The organism is Pseudomonas atacamensis (assembly GCF_017167965.1).
Classification (GTDB): Bacteria; Pseudomonadota; Gammaproteobacteria; order Pseudomonadales; family Pseudomonadaceae; genus Aquipseudomonas; species Aquipseudomonas atacamensis.
The window spans coordinates 1,052,891-1,070,446 of sequence record NZ_CP070503.1 but is presented as its reverse complement, the minus strand read 5'-3'; the positions used below and the strand labels follow the sequence as shown (position 1 = coordinate 1,070,446).

At 60.5% G+C, this 17,556-nt stretch carries 15 protein-coding genes; 13 read left to right on the top strand and 2 right to left on the bottom strand.

Annotation, left to right across the window (positions count from 1 at the left end):
- Nucleotides 1-2 precede the first annotated feature (2 nt).
- From folK to JWU58_RS04945, 8 genes are all read left to right on the top strand, one after another.
- Nucleotides 3-488, top strand: a complete 486-nt coding sequence (gene folK / locus JWU58_RS04980) for a 2-amino-4-hydroxy-6-hydroxymethyldihydropteridine diphosphokinase (protein ID WP_123443325.1) — start codon at nt 3-5, stop codon at nt 486-488.
- Between the two features lie 435 nt (nt 489-923).
- Nucleotides 924-1,724: a 3-methyl-2-oxobutanoate hydroxymethyltransferase gene (panB, locus tag JWU58_RS04975; protein WP_206421555.1), complete on the top strand. Its 801-nt coding sequence runs from the start codon at nt 924-926 to the stop codon at nt 1,722-1,724.
- On the top strand, nt 1,721-2,581 hold the full coding sequence (gene panC / locus JWU58_RS04970; protein ID WP_206421554.1) for a pantoate--beta-alanine ligase: 861 nt from the start codon (nt 1,721-1,723) through the stop codon (nt 2,579-2,581). The genes panB and panC overlap by 4 nt, the downstream gene beginning before the upstream one ends.
- 359 nt (nt 2,582-2,940) lie before the next feature.
- Nucleotides 2,941-4,605: a glucose-6-phosphate isomerase gene (pgi, locus tag JWU58_RS04965; protein ID WP_016773160.1), complete on the top strand. Its 1,665-nt coding sequence runs from the start codon at nt 2,941-2,943 to the stop codon at nt 4,603-4,605.
- Between the two features lie 200 nt (nt 4,606-4,805).
- Nucleotides 4,806-6,743 carry an acetate--CoA ligase gene (gene acs, locus JWU58_RS04960; protein ID WP_123443324.1) on the top strand — a complete coding sequence of 646 codons (1,938 nt, stop codon included), beginning with the start codon at nt 4,806-4,808 and terminating at the stop codon, nt 6,741-6,743.
- Nucleotides 6,744-6,878: 135 nt separating this feature from the next.
- On the top strand, nt 6,879-7,895 hold the full coding sequence (locus JWU58_RS04955) for a class I SAM-dependent rRNA methyltransferase (protein ID WP_123443323.1): 1,017 nt from the start codon (nt 6,879-6,881) through the stop codon (nt 7,893-7,895).
- Between the two features lie 222 nt (nt 7,896-8,117).
- Nucleotides 8,118-11,069 (top strand): DUF748 domain-containing protein, encoded by a 2,952-nt coding sequence (locus JWU58_RS04950; protein WP_123443322.1) that lies wholly within the window; start codon nt 8,118-8,120, stop codon nt 11,067-11,069.
- Nucleotides 11,066-11,365: a DUF2845 domain-containing protein gene (locus JWU58_RS04945; protein ID WP_071173628.1), complete on the top strand. Its 300-nt coding sequence runs from the start codon at nt 11,066-11,068 to the stop codon at nt 11,363-11,365. The genes JWU58_RS04950 and JWU58_RS04945 overlap by 4 nt, the downstream gene beginning before the upstream one ends.
- A 264-nt stretch (nt 11,366-11,629) precedes the next feature.
- Here JWU58_RS04945 and JWU58_RS04940 read toward each other — a convergent pair whose 3' ends face one another.
- Entirely contained in the window at nt 11,630-11,983 is a 354-nt protein-coding gene (locus tag JWU58_RS04940; protein ID WP_016773155.1) for a BON domain-containing protein, read from the bottom strand.
- 299 nt (nt 11,984-12,282) lie between these two features.
- Complete coding sequence (locus JWU58_RS04935) at nt 12,283-12,720, bottom strand: pilin (protein ID WP_122698547.1); 438 nt, start codon at nt 12,718-12,720, stop codon at nt 12,283-12,285.
- 226 nt (nt 12,721-12,946) lie between these two features.
- Here JWU58_RS04935 and pilB point away from each other — a divergent pair, with 226 nt between their 5' ends.
- Genes pilB through yacG form a run of 5 tightly spaced genes read left to right on the top strand, consistent with a single transcriptional unit; the run spans nt 12,947 to nt 17,555 of the window.
- Entirely contained in the window at nt 12,947-14,644 is a 1,698-nt protein-coding gene (gene pilB / locus JWU58_RS04930) for a type IV-A pilus assembly ATPase PilB (protein WP_206421553.1), read from the top strand.
- 2 nt (nt 14,645-14,646) lie between these two features.
- Nucleotides 14,647-15,864, top strand: coding sequence for a type II secretion system F family protein (locus tag JWU58_RS04925; RefSeq protein WP_024014342.1), 1,218 nt, complete (start codon nt 14,647-14,649; stop codon nt 15,862-15,864).
- A 1-nt stretch (nt 15,865) separates the two neighbouring features.
- The gene (locus JWU58_RS04920) at nt 15,866-16,738 is read left to right on the top strand and encodes a prepilin peptidase (RefSeq protein WP_206421552.1); all 873 of its coding nucleotides are present in this window, start codon (nt 15,866-15,868) and stop codon (nt 16,736-16,738) included.
- The gene (gene coaE, locus JWU58_RS04915) at nt 16,735-17,358 is read left to right on the top strand and encodes a dephospho-CoA kinase (protein WP_130887103.1); all 624 of its coding nucleotides are present in this window, start codon (nt 16,735-16,737) and stop codon (nt 17,356-17,358) included. The genes JWU58_RS04920 and coaE overlap by 4 nt, the downstream gene beginning before the upstream one ends.
- Nucleotides 17,355-17,555, top strand: coding sequence for a DNA gyrase inhibitor YacG (gene yacG, locus JWU58_RS04910; protein WP_016773149.1), 201 nt, complete (start codon nt 17,355-17,357; stop codon nt 17,553-17,555). The genes coaE and yacG overlap by 4 nt, the downstream gene beginning before the upstream one ends.
- The last annotated feature ends 1 nt before the right edge of the window (nt 17,556 follow it).

Genomic DNA, 17,556 nt, shown 5'->3' with positions numbered 1-17,556 from the left:
GCATGGAACGCATCTACATCGGCCTGGGCAGCAACCTCGCTGACCCGGCCGACCAGTTGCGCAGCGCCATCGCGGCGCTGGGCCAATTGCCGCAGACACGTCTTGCCGGCGTGTCAGCCTTTTATCAAAGCGATTCGCTGCTGCCGGGCCAGCCGCGTTACACCAACGCCGTCGCCGCCCTCGACAGCTCGCTCGCACCGATCGAGCTGCTCGACGCCTTGCAAGCGATCGAAAACGCTCAGGGCCGCGAACGTCTTGAGCGCTGGGGGCCTCGCACGCTGGATCTGGATATTCTGCTGTTCGGCGATCGCCTGATCGATGAGCCACGGCTGAAGGTCCCGCATTACCAGATCCAAGAGCGGGCGTTCGTTCTTTATCCCCTCGCTGAACTGGCACCGCAGGATCTGCGTCTCGCCGATGGCCGCACGCTGACAGAGCTGCTGGCCGCCTGCCCGTTTGTCGGCCTTGAACGCCTCTCCCAGCCCTGACAAAAATCTGCTGTGAAATGTGGTTATGTGGCGAGGGGATTTATCCCCGTTGGGTCGCGGAGCGGCCCCATGTTGTGTACAGCTTGGTCAGATTTGGGCCTGCTTCGCAGTCCAAGGGGGATAAATCCCCTCGCCACAGGTCACCTGCCAATCTCCAGTTTTTGTCAGACAAAAATCCCCCGAATCAGGTCCGCCGCGCCGCTGAATCGCATCAGTAACGCCGGTAACACCGCCCGCGTAACAATGCGGTAACACACGCAATTGACTTCCTGTTGGCTCATCACGACTATAGGCGTCCCGCTGCCGCCAACCCGGTATGAACGGGCGCAATCCAGGCCTTTCAAAGCACGACACAAGACCGTGCGCCTGAGTAGATGAAGAATCACGCGCGTGACTCGCAGCAGTTTCCAGAGCGCCTGAACGAGGATTTTTTACATGCCAGCCATCACCCTGACCACGCTCCAGAGCCTCAAGCAGAAAGGTGAAAAAATCACCATGCTGACCTGCTATGACGCGACCTTCGCCCACGCCTGCAACGAGGCCGGTGTCGAAGTGCTGCTGGTCGGCGACTCCCTCGGCATGGTTCTGCAGGGTCATGACAGCACCCTGCCGGTGACCACGGCGGAAATGGCCTATCACGTCGCCAGCGTCAAGCGTGGCAATGGCGATGCCCTGATCCTCGCCGACCTGCCGTTCATGGCCAACGCCACCCTCGAACAGACCATGACCAACAGCGCCATGCTGATGCAGGCCGGCGCGCACATGGTCAAGGTCGAAGGTCAGCTGTGGCTGGCGGAGTCGATCCGCCTGCTCGCCGAGCGCGGTGTGCCGGTGTGTGCGCACATGGGCCTGACCCCGCAAGCAGTGAACATTCTCGGTGGCTATAAAGTGCAGGGCCGCAACGAGAATCAGGCGCGGCAGATGCGTGCCGATGCGATCGCGCTGGAGCAGGCCGGTGCGGCCATGCTGTTGCTCGAGTGCGTGCCGAGCGAACTGGCGGCAGAAATCAGCCAGGCCGTGAGCATTCCGGTGATCGGTATCGGTGCCGGCAACGCCACCGACGGCCAGGTGCTGGTATTGCACGACATGCTCGGCCTGTCGGTCACCGGCCGCGTACCCAAATTCGTCAAGAACTTCATGCAAGGTCAGGACAGCATCCAGTCCGCGCTGAAGGCTTACGTCAGCGAAGTCAAAGCCACCACGTTCCCCGGCATCGAACACGGATTCTCTGCATGAACACCGTCAAAACCGTACGCGAACTGCGCGCCGCCGTCGCCCGCGCGCGCAGTGAAGGCAAGCGCATCGGCTTCGTGCCGACCATGGGCAACCTGCACAGCGGCCACGTCGCACTGATCACCAAAGCTACCCAGCGAGTGGATTTCGTCGTCGCGAGCATTTTCGTCAACCCGCTGCAATTCGGCGCCGGCGAAGACCTCGACAAATACCCGCGCACCCTCGCCGCCGATCAGGAAAAGCTCCTCGAAGCCGGTTGCGACCTGCTGTTTGCGCCGACGGTTGAAGAGATGTACCCGGACGGCATGGCCGGACAAACCCGGGTCAGCGTGCCGCAATTGTCCGAAGGCCTGTGTGGTGCCAGCCGTCCGGGGCACTTCGAAGGTGTGGCGACGGTGGTCAGCAAGCTGTTCAACATGGTCCAGCCGGATCTGGCGATCTTCGGCCAGAAGGATTACCAGCAACTGGCGGTGATCCGCGCACTGGTGCATGACCTGAACATGCCGATCCAGATCATCGGCGAGCCGACCGTGCGTGCAGCGGATGGCTTGGCACTGTCGTCGCGCAACGGCTTCCTCAATGAAGACCAGCGCGCGGTGGCACCGGTGGTGTATCGCGTCCTGAGCAGCATTGCCGAAGCGATCAAGCAAGGTGAGCGCGATTACCCGGCGCTGATCGCTGCGCAGTCGCAGGTGCTGGAAGCGGCGGGGCTGCGTCCGGACTATCTGGAAATCCGCCATGGCCTGACCTTGCGTCCGGCGATGGCGGAGGATCGCGACCTGGTGATTCTCGCGGCGGCGTTCCTCGGCACTACGCGGCTGATCGACAACCTGCACCTGAATCTCGATAGCCCGATTTAAGCAGCAACGAATTTCCCTGTGGGAGCGAGCTTGCTCGCCAAGGCGGTGTATCAGCGACTTATAAGTTGCCTGACACCACGCCTTCGCGAGCAGGCTCGCTCCCACAGGTGTTTTCGGCGCATGCCGGTTGGGCGAAAGTGTTCCGGGCACCTCCGTTTGTCGGCCAGATTCTTCAACGGATGTTAAAAAAGTACAGGGATCTGGTCAGACAAAGTCAAGACAGAACGCAGCGCGAGGTTTACTGTATTCGCCCTGTGTCCAGATCTCGTGTCGACGCAGTTGATCCCATGCGCTAAAAACCCGTGGTTGATCTGTACCGTGTTCAAAAGGCCGTTCAAGTAAAAAGGAAAACCGCAGCGATGGCGTACTACCGCACTCCTCACGACGTTACCGCTCTGCCCGCCTGGCAAGCGTTGAAAGATCACCGCCAAGCCATGCAGGATTTCAGCATGCGCGAAGCCTTCAACGCCGATCCGCAGCGTTTCAATCAGTTCACCCTTAGTAGCTGCGGTCTGTTTCTCGACTATTCGAAGAATTTGATCAACGCCGAGACCCGCAACCTGCTCGTGGGCCTGGCCAATGAAGTAGATCTGAAGGGCGCGATCAAAGCGCTGTTCGACGGCGAAATCGTCAACGCCTCCGAAGGCCGCCCGGCACTGCACACCGCCCTGCGCCGCCCGGTCGGCGACAAGTTGTCGGTCAACGGCGTCAACGTGATGCCGGAAGTGCACAAGGTGCTGAACCAGATCACCGATCTGGTCGGCCGCATCCACGATGGCTTGTGGCGCGGTTACACCGAGAAGCCGATCACTGACGTGGTCAACATCGGCATCGGTGGTTCGTTCCTCGGTCCCGAGCTGGTCTCCGAGGCACTGCTGTCCTACGCGCAGAAAGGCGTACGTTGCCACTATCTGGCGAACATCGACGGCAGCGAATTCCACGAGCTGACGCAGAAACTGCGCGCCGAGACCACGCTGTTCATCGTTTCGTCGAAGTCGTTCAACACTCTCGAAACGTTGAAAAACGCGCAGGCCGCACGCGCCTGGTACCTGGCGCAGGGCGGCTCGGAAGCCGAGCTGTATCGCCACTTCATCGCTGTGTCGAGCAACAACGCCGCCGCTGTGGCTTTCGGGATTCGCGAAGAAAACATCTTCCCGATGTGGGACTGGGTCGGCGGGCGCTACTCGCTGTGGTCGGCGATCGGTTTGCCGATTGCGCTGGCCATCGGCATGTCCAACTTCAAGGAACTGCTGTCCGGTGCCTACACCATGGACCAGCATTTCCAGACCGCGCCGTTCGAACAGAACATGCCGGTGCTGCTGGCCCTGCTCGGCGTCTGGTATGGCAACTTCTGGGGTGCGCAAAGCCACGCGATCCTGCCGTACGACCACTACCTGCGCAACATCACCAAGCACTTGCAACAGCTCGACATGGAGTCCAATGGCAAGAGCGTGCGTCAGGACGGCACCTCGGTGTCGACCGATACCGGCCCGGTGATCTGGGGCGGCGTCGGCTGCAACGGTCAGCACGCTTATCACCAGTTGCTGCACCAGGGCACCCAATTGATCCCGGCCGACTTCATCGTGCCGATCGTCAGCTTCAACCCGGTTTCCGACCATCACCAGTGGCTGTACGCCAACTGCCTGTCGCAGAGCCAGGCGCTGATGCTCGGCAAGACCCTGCCGGAAGCTGAAGCCGAACTGCGCGACAAAGGCATGGGCGAAGACGACGTGCGCAAACTTGCGCCGCACAAGGTGATCCCGGGCAATCGTCCGAGCAACACCCTGGTGGTCGAACGCATCAGCCCGCGTCGCCTCGGCGCGCTGGTTGCGATGTATGAGCACAAAGTGTTCGTGCAAAGCGTGGTCTGGGGCATCAACGCCTTCGACCAGTGGGGTGTGGAACTGGGCAAGGAATTGGGCAAAGGCGTCTACAACCGCCTGGTCGGCAGCGACGAGACCGTGGCTGACGATGCCTCGACTCAAGGCCTGATCAACTACTTCCGCGGGCGCCATCGCGGCTGATAAAAGCCTTCGGGCACAACGCTGTTCCCCTGTGGGAGCGAGCCTGCTCGCGAAATCGGTGCGTCATTCAACACTGTGTTGACTGATCCGCCGCCTTCGCGAGCAAGCTCGCTCCCACAGTTGTTTTGGCGCATGACTTGAACCTGTGCAGCGCTCGGCGCATCTTTATTCGTGTCGCACCACAAGAATAAGGAACCGTCATGTTCGATATCAGCACGTTCCCCAAAGCCGATGCCGTGCGCCAGGCCGCTCAGTTGAGCCAGGACGAGTATCGGCGCCTGTACCGCGAATCGATTGAACACCCCAGTGCCTTCTGGGCCGAGCAGGCCACGCGTTTCCTCGATTGGAGCACGCCGTGGCAGACCGTTCAGCGCTACGACCTGAAAACCGGTGAAGCGGCCTGGTTTGCCGGCGGCAAGCTCAACGTCAGTTACAACTGCATCGACCGTCACCTCAAGCTCCGTGGCGAGCAGACCGCCCTGCTCTGGGAAGGCGACGATCCTGCCGAATCGGCGCAGATCACTTACAACAAACTCCATCACCACGTCTGCCGTCTGGCCAACGTACTGAAAAGCCGTGGCGTGAAGAAAGGCGATCGGGTGTGCATCTACATGCCGATGATCCCCGAAGCCGCCTACGCCATGCTCGCCTGCGCGCGAATCGGCGCGATTCATTCGGTGGTGTTTGGCGGATTTTCCCCGGATTCCTTGCGTGATCGAATCCTCGACGCCGACTGCCGTACCGTGATCACGGCCGATGAAGGCGTGCGCGGCGGCCGCTTCGTGCCGCTGAAAAACAACGTCGACAAAGCCCTGCAAAGTTGCCCGAACGTCAGCACCGTGGTGGTGGTCGAGCGCACTCAGGGCCAGGTCGATTGGGTCGAGGGCCGCGACCTGTGGTATCACCACGCGGTGCGCGAGGTCAGCGACGACTGCCCGCCGGAACCGATGGACGCCGAAGATCCGCTGTTCATCCTCTACACCTCCGGCAGCACCGGCAAACCCAAAGGCGTGCTGCACACCACCGGCGGCTACCTGCTGCAAGCGGCGATGACCTTCAAATATGTGCTCGACTACCGCGACGGCGAAGTGTTCTGGTGCACCGCCGACGTCGGCTGGGTCACCGGCCACAGTTACATCGTCTACGGGCCGCTGGCCAACGGTGCGACCACACTGATGTTCGAAGGCGTGCCGAGCTACCCGAGCAGTTCGCGCTTCTGGCAGGTCATCGACAAGCACAAGGTGAACATTTTCTACACAGCACCCACCGCCCTGCGCGCGCTGATGCGCGAAGGCACCGGACCATTGAAGGAAACGTCGCGCGCCAGCCTCAGATTGCTCGGCAGCGTCGGTGAGCCGATCAACCCGGAAGCGTGGGAATGGTATTTCAATGCTGTCGGTGAACAGCGCTGCCCGATCGTCGACACCTGGTGGCAGACCGAAACCGGCGGCATCATGCTCAGCCCGCTGGTCAGCGCGCAACGGATCAAACCGGGCTGCGCGACGCAACCGATGTTTGGCGTGCAACCGGTGTTGCTTGACGAAGTCGGCAAGGAAATCAAAGGCGCCGGCAGTGGCGTGCTGGCGATCAAGTCGAGCTGGCCGGCGCAGATTCGCAGCGTCTACGGTGATCCGCAGCGGATGATCGACACCTACTTCAAGCCCTACCCCGGCTATTACTTCACCGGCGACGGCGCCCGCCGTGACGAGGACGGCGATTACTGGATTACCGGACGCATCGACGATGTGATCAACGTCTCCGGCCACCGCATCGGCACCGCCGAAGTGGAGAGCGCCCTGGTGCTGCACGACAGCATCGCCGAAGCCGCCGTGGTCGGTTATCCCCACGACGTCAAAGGCCAGGGCATCTACGCATTCGTGACGCCAATGAACGGCACCGAGGCCAACGAAGAGCTGAAGAAAGACCTGCTGGCGCATGTCAGCAAGGAGATCGGCAGCTTCGCCAAACCGGACCTGATCCAGTGGGCGCCGGCGCTGCCAAAGACCCGCTCGGGCAAGATCATGCGGCGGATTTTGCGCAAGATTGCCTGCAATGAGCTCGACAGCCTCGGCGATACTTCGACCCTGGCTGATCCGAGTGTGGTGCAGGACCTCGTCGACAAGCGGCTCAATACTTGAGAGCTGCAAGTTTCTAGCTACAAGCTGCAAGCTAAAGCGGTCCGCGCAGCTTTTCGCTTTTAGCTTGCAGCTAGAAACTTGCCGCTTGTAGCGCCCCGACTGCTAAGCTTCGCGTTTTTTCAGCAAGGCGCCCGCATGTCTTCCTTGAATCAGGCGCTGCGCGCCGCCCTCGATCAACGCCAGGACCTGCTCGCTGTGCTGCACAGCCAGGGCACCGATTGCTATCGGCTGTTCCATGGCAGCCAGGAAGGTGCCGGCGGCCTGACCATCGACCGCTACGGCCCGCAACTGCTGGTGCAGAGTTTTCACCAGACGCTCGAACGTGACGATCTGCTGCAACTGCACGCCATGGTCAACCAGACCCTGGGCTTCGACAGCCTGCTGGTCTACAACGACCGCTCCCGTGGCAACTCGCGGATCGATCGCGAGGACAGCGTCTATAAAGCCGATGACGCCGCACTGGCGGATCTGGTCGGGCATGAATGGGGCCTGAACTACCGCGTGCGCGGGCGTCATGCCGGGCAGGATCCGCTGCTGTTCCTCGACCTGCGCAACACCCGTGGCTGGGTCAAGGATCACGCGCAAGGCAAAAGTGTGCTCAACCTGTTCGCCTACACCTGTGGCGTTGGCCTCAGTGCTGCGGCCGGCGGTGCACGTGAGGTGTGCAACCTCGATTTTGCCGAGGGCAATCTGGCGGTCGGTCGCGAGAATGGTTTGCTCAACCCGCAACTGCCGCCGATGCAATTCATTCAGTCCGATTACTTCCCGGCGATCCGTCAGCTTGCTGGCCTGCCGATCAGCGTGCGGCGCGGGCAGAAGTTGCCGAGCTATCAGCGCCTCGAACAGCGCCAATACGATCTGGTCCTGCTCGATCCGCCGGCGTGGGCCAAAAGTGCGTTCGGCACCGTCGATTTGCTGCGCGATTATCAGAGCCTGCTCAAACCGGCGCTGCTGACCACCGCTGACAACGGCGTGCTTATCTGCTGCAACAACCTGGCGAAAGTCAGCATGGACGACTGGCGCGAACAAGTGTTGCGCTGCGCCGAAAAGGCCGGCCGCCCGGTGCGCGAATGGAGCGTGATGACCCCGGGTGCCGACTTCCCCTCGCGGGACCAGCAGCCACCGTTGAAGACGCTGATTTTGCAGCTGTGATCCCTCCGGCATGAGCGATTACATTCCCTTGTGGGAGCGAGCCTGCTCGCGAAAGCGCAGTGTCAGTCGACTTGTTTTTCACTGAACCAGCGCATTCGCGAGCAGGCTCGCTCCCACAAGGGAGATCTGTTCCTACAGAAATTTCTGAACAATCCTGTCCCACATCAAGCACTTCGGAACCAGAATCGCGTGCCATACTCCAAGGCACTCCGATTCAGACAGATGAAGCCGCACATGCCCAAAGGATTGATTCGCGCGATTGGCGCACTGCTGACAGCCCTGGCCCTCTACAGCCTGCTGGGGTTTCTGATCCTGCCGGGCATTACCTTGCGCGTGGCCAACCAGCAACTGGCCAACTACGCCACGGTGCCGGCGCATCTGCAGCGCATCGAACTCAACCCCTTCAGCCTTGAGGTCACCCTGTGGGGCCTAGTCATCGGCGAGCCGGGCAAGGAGCAGGTCGGCTTCGATCGCCTCTATGCCAACCTGCAAATCGACAGCCTGTGGACCAAGGCCCTGCACCTGTCCGACATCGAACTGGACAAACCCAAAAGCGAAATCCTCTTCGCCAAGGACGGCAAGCTCAACCTGCTCGGCCTGTTCAACCTGCCGCCGAGCGAGCCGACACCCGCCGATCCCGACGCCAAGCCGTTCCCGCTGCGTATCGACAACATCAAACTGGCCGGCGGCGTGGTGCATTTCGAGGATATGCGGCCCAGTGAGCCGATCGAATTTCTTTACGACGACCTCAGTTTCGAGCTGAAAAACCTCAGCACCCTGCCCGAGGACAGCGCCGACATGACCCTCGTCGCCATCGGCCCCGCTGGCGGGCGGATCGACTGGACCGGCAATTTCAGCCTGATCCCGTTCACCTCCGAAGGCACGCTGAAAGTCACCGATGGCCAGATGAAATCCTTCTGGCCCTACGTGCGCGACGCCGTGCCGCTGGTGCTGGAAAACGGCGTGGTCAGCCTCAGCACCGAGTACAAACTCAACCTGTCGAAACAGACCGAACTGCTGCTGAACAACGTCGCGGTGAGCATTGCGCCATTCGCCATCAAGGCTCCGGACGGACGTCCGCTGGCCAGGCTTGAACGCCTCGACGTCAGCGAAACCTCGCTCGACCTGGCCAAGCAGCAAGTGGTGGTCGGCAAGATCCGCAGCAACAAACTGGAAACCTGGGCGGCGCTGGAAGCCGACGGCCAGTTGGATTGGCAGAAGCTGTTCGCCAGCCAACCGTCGAAACCGGCGGCCAAAGCCGCTGCCGAACCTACGGATACACCGGCCGCCGCCGACTCGCCGAAACCTGAGCCAAGCGCCCCGAGCAAGCCATGGCAGGTGCTGGTCAAGGATGTGCAACTGCGCAACTACACGGTTCATCTCGCTGACCGCTCGGCGCAACCGGCGGTGGCGCTGGACATCACCCCGCTGAACGTCGACTTGCAGGATTTCGACAGCCTCAACGGCTCGCCTTTCAAGCTCAAGCTCGACAGCGGTCTGGGCAAGCAAGGCAAGATCAGCGCAGACGGCACGGTCAATCTGGCCCCGGTCAACGCACAGCTCAACGTGAAAACCGAGGACGTCGACCTGCGTGTCGCGCAGTCCTATATCAACCCGTTCATTCGCCTGGAACTGCGCAGCGGCATGCTCGGCAGTGACCTCAAGGTCAACCTGAAGAGCACCGAGCCACTGGCCCTCAGCGTCACCGGCCGCGCGCAGATCGATCAACTGCACACCCTCGATACGCTGAAGACCCGCGACTTCCTCAAATGGCAGCAAGTCGTGGTCGACGGCATCAACTATCAGCACGGCGATAGTCTGTCGATTGACAAGGTCAACCTGTTGCAGCCGTATGTGCGCTTCATGATCAACGACGATCGCACCACCAACGTCGACGACCTGCTGATCCCGCAACCGGCCGACAGCGGCACCAAACCTGCCGGAGCCAAACCGGCCGGCAAGGACAAACCGTTGGGCATTCACATCGGTGCGATTGCGATCAACGACGGCTCGGCCAACTTCGCCGACTTCAGCCTGACGCCGAATTTCGCCACCGCCGTGCAACAGCTCAACGGTCAGATCGGCACCATCGACAGTCGTCAGGCGAAGCCGGCAAGCGTCGACATCAAAGGCAAGGTCGACCGCTATGCGCCGGTGACCATCAAGGGTGCGGTCAATCCGTTCGACCCGATGGCCAGCCTCGACATCGCCACCAGTTTCAAGCGCGTCGAACTGACGACCCTGACGCCCTACTCCGGCAAATTCGCCGGCTACCGCATCCGCAAGGGCCGGCTCAACCTTGATCTGCACTACCTGATCACCAAAGGCCAACTGAAAGCCGAGAACAAAGTCGTCGTCGAGCAACTGCAACTGGGCGAGAAGGTCGACAGCCCTGATGCAGTGAGTCTGCCGCTGAAACTGGCGATCGCCCTGCTCAAGGACGTCGACGGCAAGATTTCCATCGAATTGCCAGTGACCGGCGACCTGAATAATCCACAGTTCAGCGTCATGCCGATCGTCTGGCAGACCCTGCGCAATTTGATCGTCAAAGCGGCCGCCGCGCCGTTCAAGATGATCGGCGGGCTGGTCAGTGGCGGCGGCTCCGAAGACCTCGGCACGGTGTCCTTCGCGCCGGGCTCCAGCGATCTGAGCAAAGACGCCGAAGCGGCGCTGGTGAAACTGTCGCAAGCGCTCAAGGAACGTCCGGCGCTGCGCCTGGAAATCGAAGGCACTGCCGCGAAGAGCAGTGATGGGCCACTGCTGGCCGAGCAACGTCTGGAACGCGAATACCAATACAACTACTACAAGATGCTCCAGCGCCGTGGCGACAAGGTCCCGGCCCAGGCCTCGCTGCTGCAAGTGCCCGAAGGCGAGAAAGGCGCATTGCTCGAAGGGATTTACCGCACCCGCCTGAAAACCCAGCCACCGGCAGAATGGAAAGACCTCGGCAAGGAAGAACGCACGGCGAAAATGCGCCAGGGCGTGATCGCGTTCTGGAGCGGCAGCGAGGTGCTGTTGCGACAGTTGGGCCAGGATCGCGCCAGCACCATCAAGGATTACCTGGTCGACAAGGGCAAGCTCGAAGATGACCGCGTGTACTTCATCGACGCCAACCTCGGCGAGGCCGAAAGCGACGGCCGCGTGGTCACGCAAATGCACCTGGATGCAGAATGACCGTGCGTAACTGGCTGGCTGTGCTCGTTCTGACCTGCGCCGCCGGCCACGTGTCGGCTTCGGATACATTGCGCTGCGGCAGCCAGTTGATCAGCCTCGGCGACCGCACAAGCGAGGTGCTGCAAAAATGCGGCGAGCCGGTCAGTCGCGACGTGCTCGGCTACAAGCGCAGCGCCAATCGCCGCGAAGAGTTTCAGGTCGAGGAATGGACCTACGGCCCGAACAACGGCATGTACCAGTACCTGCGCTTCGAAGGTAATCGCTTGCGGCAGATCAACAGCAAACGCGGTAACTAAGCCGAAAGAAATTCACCCTGTGGGAGCGAGCCTGCTCGCGAATACGCTCTGTCTACTGACGAACTTGTCGGCTGACACTACGCATTCGCGAGCAGGCTCGCTCCCACATTGGTATTGCCCAAAATAGAACAGGCCCCGACACAAGTGCCGGGGCCTGTAATGGTCACATCCGTGTGACCGTTCGCATGAACTCTAAAGTTGCGGCAGACGTATTGCTCGGCCCGTCTGTCGCGTCTTCTCCCGGTTCAGGCGAGAAGTCTTGCCTTACTCGGCTTTCAGGCCATCAGCGGAGACCGCTTTAACGCCTTTGATTTTCTTGGCAATGCCTACGGCGACTTCTTTCTGCGACTCGGTTACCGCAGTGGTCGACGACAGGGAAACTACACCCTTGTTGGTTTCGACTTTGATGTCGGTGCCTGGAATGCCTTTTTCGGTAACCAGGTCAGCTTTGACCTTGGTGGTGATCCAGGTGTCGCTGGTATCTTGTTTCATTTCGGTAACTTCACCGGCAGCCAGAACCATTGGCGCTTGGGTAGCCTGAGCGGACTGGGCGAAAGCGCCACCAGCCATGGTCAGGGTCAGAGCGGTAGCAGCGGCAGTGATAGCGAACTTCTTCATACGAGTAACTCCTGTTTTTACTGGAAGTCTGCTGTAACGCTTGTCAGCAGGGTTACCGGAGATATTGCGAACGCTGTGCCAACTTTTTCAGTCGCATAAAATCCTTTTAAAACAACAAGTTATGAAAAACACTGATTTTCGTTTTCATGCAAAATGCATGACTCGCTGAATCTTCGCATGCAAGTTGCGGTTTTTCGGAAAGTTCATAAGCTGCTGAAATTATTGGAGCTTTTGTGAAGAGGTGGCGATACGAAAATGCCCCGCAGTGCGGGGCATTTTGGCTTCAGGCGCGAACCGAGTTACGTACCGCTCGCAGTGCAGCCGCGCGGAGAATAGTCAGCGTTGACCGTCGTTCCGCATGTCCAGGCACCCGATGTGTTACCGGTGGCGGCGCCGGAACGGGTAAGCGTAATGGTTTTGCCCAGCACCGGCCCCGGAGCGTTCAACAAGGTGCAGGTGATCGTACCTGCGCCTGTCGCCGCCGTGCCTGTAACCGCCAACGTGCAGTTGGAAGTTGTCGTCGTACCGTTGGCCACATTAGTGATATCCGGGGCCGTTCCCTGATTGATCGTATCTTCAAAGGGAACCTTCAGCGCAGTAATCTCCGCCAACCCCGCCGTCACCTTCGACCGCGCCTGATACTTCGAATACTGAGGCAGGGCGATAGTCGCCAGAATGCCGATGATCGCCACGACGATCAGCAGCTCGATCAATGTGAAACCTTGTTGTTTTTTCATAGACACGCTCCATGCATGAGTCGAAATCTCATGATCTGAACAGGGCTCAGCACAGCCCATGCCAACGCCTTTCAGGCCCCGCCTGCTGGGCGCGCGCAATTTTCTGCGCCGTTTCCTACAACCCGCAACCGCACTATCTGACACTTTTTGTCACCTGCACCGGCCGTGTTTGGCGCTGTCACTTGACTAGGCTATAAGTCATGAACGGCAAGCGTGCGGAATCCCCATGAATGACATCGCTCTGAGCGGTCTGGCCAAGCAATTGGTCCAGGCCGAACTGCTCACGGAAACAAGTGCCCGGCAATCCTGGGCGCAGGCCCAGCGCAATCGCGTGTCGCTGGTCAATTACCTGGTGCACAACAAACTGGTCAACAGCCGGCAAATTGCCGAGATCGCCTCGGAACATTTCGGCATGGCCCTGCTCGATCTGCATTGCCTCGACAAGGAGACTCAGCCCAAGGGGCTGGTCAGTGAAAAACTGGTTCGTCAGCATTGCGCCCTGCCCTTGTGGCGGCGCGGCAACAAACTGTTCGTGGGCCTTTCCGACCCGAGCAATCAGCAGGCGATCAGCGACATCCAGTTCAGCACCGGCCTGAGCACCGAAGCGATTCTGGTCGAGGACGACAAACTCAGCGACGCCATCGACAAGTTCTTCGACAGCCACGCCTCGGGCCTGGAGGAAATGGCCGATGTCGATCTCGACGGCCTCGACGTCGAGTCCATTGATGACAACAAACAGGACGTGATCGGCCTCGATGCCGACGATGCCCCGGTCGTACGCTTCGTGCACAAGATGCTGCTCGATGCGATCAAGAGTGGCTCCTCCGACCTGCATTTCGAGCCGTACGAAAAAAACTATCGGGTGCGCATGCGCACCGACGGCATGCTGCGCGAGGTCGCCAAGCCGCCGATCCAGTTGTCCGGGCGTATTGCCGCACGTTTGAAGGTCATGGCCAGTCTGGACATTTCCGAACGACGCAAACCCCAGGACGGGCGGATCAAGATGCGCCTGTCGAAAAGCAAATCCATCGATTTTCGCGTCAACACCCTGCCGACCCTGTGGGGCGAAAAAGTGGTGATCCGGATTCTCGACCCGTCCAGTGCACAAATGGGCATCGATGCGCTGGGCTACGAAGCCGAACAAAAAGCCTTGTACCTGGCCGCGCTGAAACAGCCGCAAGGGATGATTCTGGTCACCGGCCCCACCGGTTCCGGTAAAACCGTGTCGCTGTACACCGGGCTGAACATTCTCAACACCGTCGACATCAACATTTCCACCGCCGAAGACCCGGTGGAAATCAACATGGAAGGCATCAACCAAGTCAACGTCAATCCCCGCCAAGGGCTGGACTTCGCCCAGGCGCTGCGCTCATTTCTGCGTCAGGACCCGGACGTGATCATGGTCGGCGAGATCCGCGATCTGGAAACCGCCGAGATCGCGATCAAGGCCGCGCAGACCGGCCACCTGGTGCTGTCGACCCTGCACACCAACAGCGCAGCGGAAACCCTCACGCGCCTGCACAACATGGGCATTCCCGGTTTCAACATTGCCACCTCGGTCAGCCTGATCATCGCCCAGCGCCTGGCGCGCAAGTTGTGCGCACACTGCAAGCGGCCGCTGGAAATCCCGCACGAAACCTTGCTCAAGGAAGGCTTCCCCGAGGAACGCATCGGCCATTTCACGATCTACGAGCCGGTCGGTTGCGATCACTGCAATGGCGGTTACAAAGGACGCGTGGGGATTTATGAAGTGGTAAAGAACACACCGGACCTGCAACGGCTGATCATGGCCGAGGGCAATTCGCTGGAAATCGACATTCAGATGCGCCGCGACGGTTTCGCCGATCTGCGCACCTCCGGGCTGCACAAGGCGATGCAAGGCATCACCAGCCTTGAGGAAATCAACCGGGTCACCAAGGATTGAACATGGCGGTCAAGGCAGCGAAAGTCAGCGTTTACGCCTGGGAAGGCACCGACCGCAAAGGCAGTAAAGTCAGCGGCGAGTTGAGCGGGCAGAACCCCGCACTGATCAAGGCACAGCTGCGCAAACAAGGGATCAACCCGGGCAAGGTGCGCAAGAAATCCGCTTCCCTGCTGAGCTTGGGCAAACGCATCAAACCGCAGGACATCGCCCTGTTCACCCGGCAGATGGCAACGATGATGAAGGCCGGTGTACCGCTGTTGCAGTCCTTCGACATCATCGGCGAGGGCTTCGAAAACCCGGCCATGCGCAAGCTGGTCGACGAGGTCAAACAGGAGGTCGCCGCCGGTAACAGCTTCGCCACGGCCCTGCGCAAGAAGCCGCAATACTTCGACGAGTTGTACTGCAACCTGGTCGACGCCGGCGAACAGTCTGGTGCCCTCGACACTTTGCTCGAACGGGTCGCGACCTATAAGGAAAAAAGCGAAGCGCTCAAGGCCAAGATCAAGAAGGCCATGACCTACCCCACCGCCGTGGTGCTGGTGGCGGCGGTGGTGACCGGCATTCTGCTGGTCAAGGTAGTGCCGCAGTTCCAGTCGGTATTCTCCGGGTTCGGCGCCGAACTGCCGGGCTTCACCCTGATGATCATCAGCCTGTCGGAATTCATGCAGCAGTGGTGGTGGGCGATTCTTTTTGCGCTGGTGGCAGCGTTTTTCGGCACTCGCCACGCGTTGAAGACTTCGCAGGCCCTGCGCGACCGGCGCGATGCCTGGCTGCTGAAGCTGCCACTGGTGGGCACCTTGATGTACAAGTCCGCCGTTGCCCGCTTTGCCCGCACCCTGTCGACCACTTTCGCCGCCGGGGTGCCATTGGTGGAAGCGCTGGATTCGGTCGCCGGCGCCACCGGCAACGTGGTGTTCAAGCGCGCGGTGCTGCGCGTGCGGCAGGACGTCTCGACCGGCATGCAGCTGAATTTTTCGATGCGCAGCACCGGTGTATTTCCGAACATGGCGGTGCAGATGACCGCCATCGGCGAGGAATCGGGCGCACTGGATGACATGCTCGACAAGGTCGCCGGTTTTTATGAAGCGGAAGTCGATAACATGGTCGACAACCTCACCAGCCTGATGGAGCCGTTCATCATGGTGGTGCTGGGGGTCATCGTCGGTGGACTGGTGGTGGCCATGTACCTGCCGATCTTCCAACTCGGCTCAGCGATCTGACATGCCTATCGATGAACTGTTTGCTGTGTATCCGCTGGCCTTTGCGGTCAGCGCGCTGCTGCTCGGGCTGGTGGTCGGCAGCTTCCTCAATGTTGTGGTCTGGCGCCTGCCGAAAATGCTCGAGCGCGACTGGCGCCAGCAAGCCCATGATGTGCTCGGCCTGCCCAGCGAAACGCCCGTGCCGACCTACAACCTGATGCTGCCGCACTCCGCGTGCCCGCATTGCGGACACCGGATCCGCCCGTGGGAAAACATTCCGCTGCTCAGTTATCTGCTGCTGCGCGGGCGCTGCTCGGCCTGTTCGGCGCCGATCAGTAAACGCTACCCGCTGACCGAACTGGCCTGCGGCCTGCTGTCGGCATTCATCGCCTGGCATCTGGGCTTCGGCTGGCCGGCGGGCTTGCTGATCTTGCTGACGTGGGGCTTGCTGGCGATGAGTCTGATCGACTGCGAACATCAGCTGCTGCCCGATGTGCTGGTGCTACCGCTGCTGTGGCTGGGGCTGATCGTCAACAGCTTCGGCGTGTTCGTGGCGTTGCCCGATGCGTTGTGGGGTGCGGTCGCGGGTTATCTGGCGCTGTGGTCGGTGTTCTGGCTGTTCAAACTGCTCACCGGCAAGGACGGCATCGGTCATGGCGATTTCAAGCTGCTGGCCTTGCTTGGCGCTTGGGGTGGCTGGCAGATTCTGCCGCTGACGATTCTGTTGTCATCCTTGGTGGGAGCGATTTTGGGCGTCGTCATGCTGCGTCTGCGCGCCCAGGCAACCTCGACGCCGATCCCCTTCGGACCCTTTCTGGCAATTGCCGGCTGGATTGCCTTGCTCTGGGGTGGTCAAATAACCGACTTCTATTGGCAGTCTGTCGGTTTGAAATGAATACCCCTGTGGAAAAACCCTGGATCCTCGGCCTGACCGGCGGCATCGGCAGCGGCAAAAGCGCGGCGGCGCAGCACTTCATCGACCTCGGCGTGCACGTGGTGGATGCCGATCATGCGGCGCGCTGGGTAGTCGAACCGGGGCGTCCGGCGCTGGCGAAAATCGCCGAGCATTTCGGTTCCGGCGTGTTGCAGGCCGACGGCACACTGGACCGTGCCGCCCTGCGCAAACTGATTTTTGAAGACCCTGAACAGCGGCGTTGGCTTGAAGCGCTGCTGCATCCGTTGATCGGCGAAGAAATCGCTCATCATCTGGCGCAGGCAAAATCGCCTTACGCGATTCTGGTTTCACCGCTGCTGATCGAGTCCGGGCAATACGCGATGACCCAGCGCATTCTGGTCATCGATGCGCCGCAACAACTGCAGATCGAACGCACCTTGCAGCGTGACCAGACCAGCGAACAACAAGTGCAGGCGATCCTCAAGGCGCAATCGAGCCGTGAAGACCGCGTGAGCCGTGCCGACGATGTGATCGTCAACGACCGCGACCTCGCCTGGCTGCACAGCGAGGTCGAGCGTCTGCATCACTTTTATCTGACTTTATCCGGAGGCCAAGCATGAGCCAGATTCCAACCGTTGAATGCCCAACCTGCGGCGCCCCCGTCGAATTCACCCCGGCGAACAAATTCCGTCCGTTCTGCTCCGATCGCTGCAAACTGATCGACCTGGGCGCCTGGGCCTCGGAAGAGCACAAGATTCCGGTCGCCCCGGATGCCGAAGACGAGCTGTTTTCCGGCGATTTCGATCCGCGTCACTGAT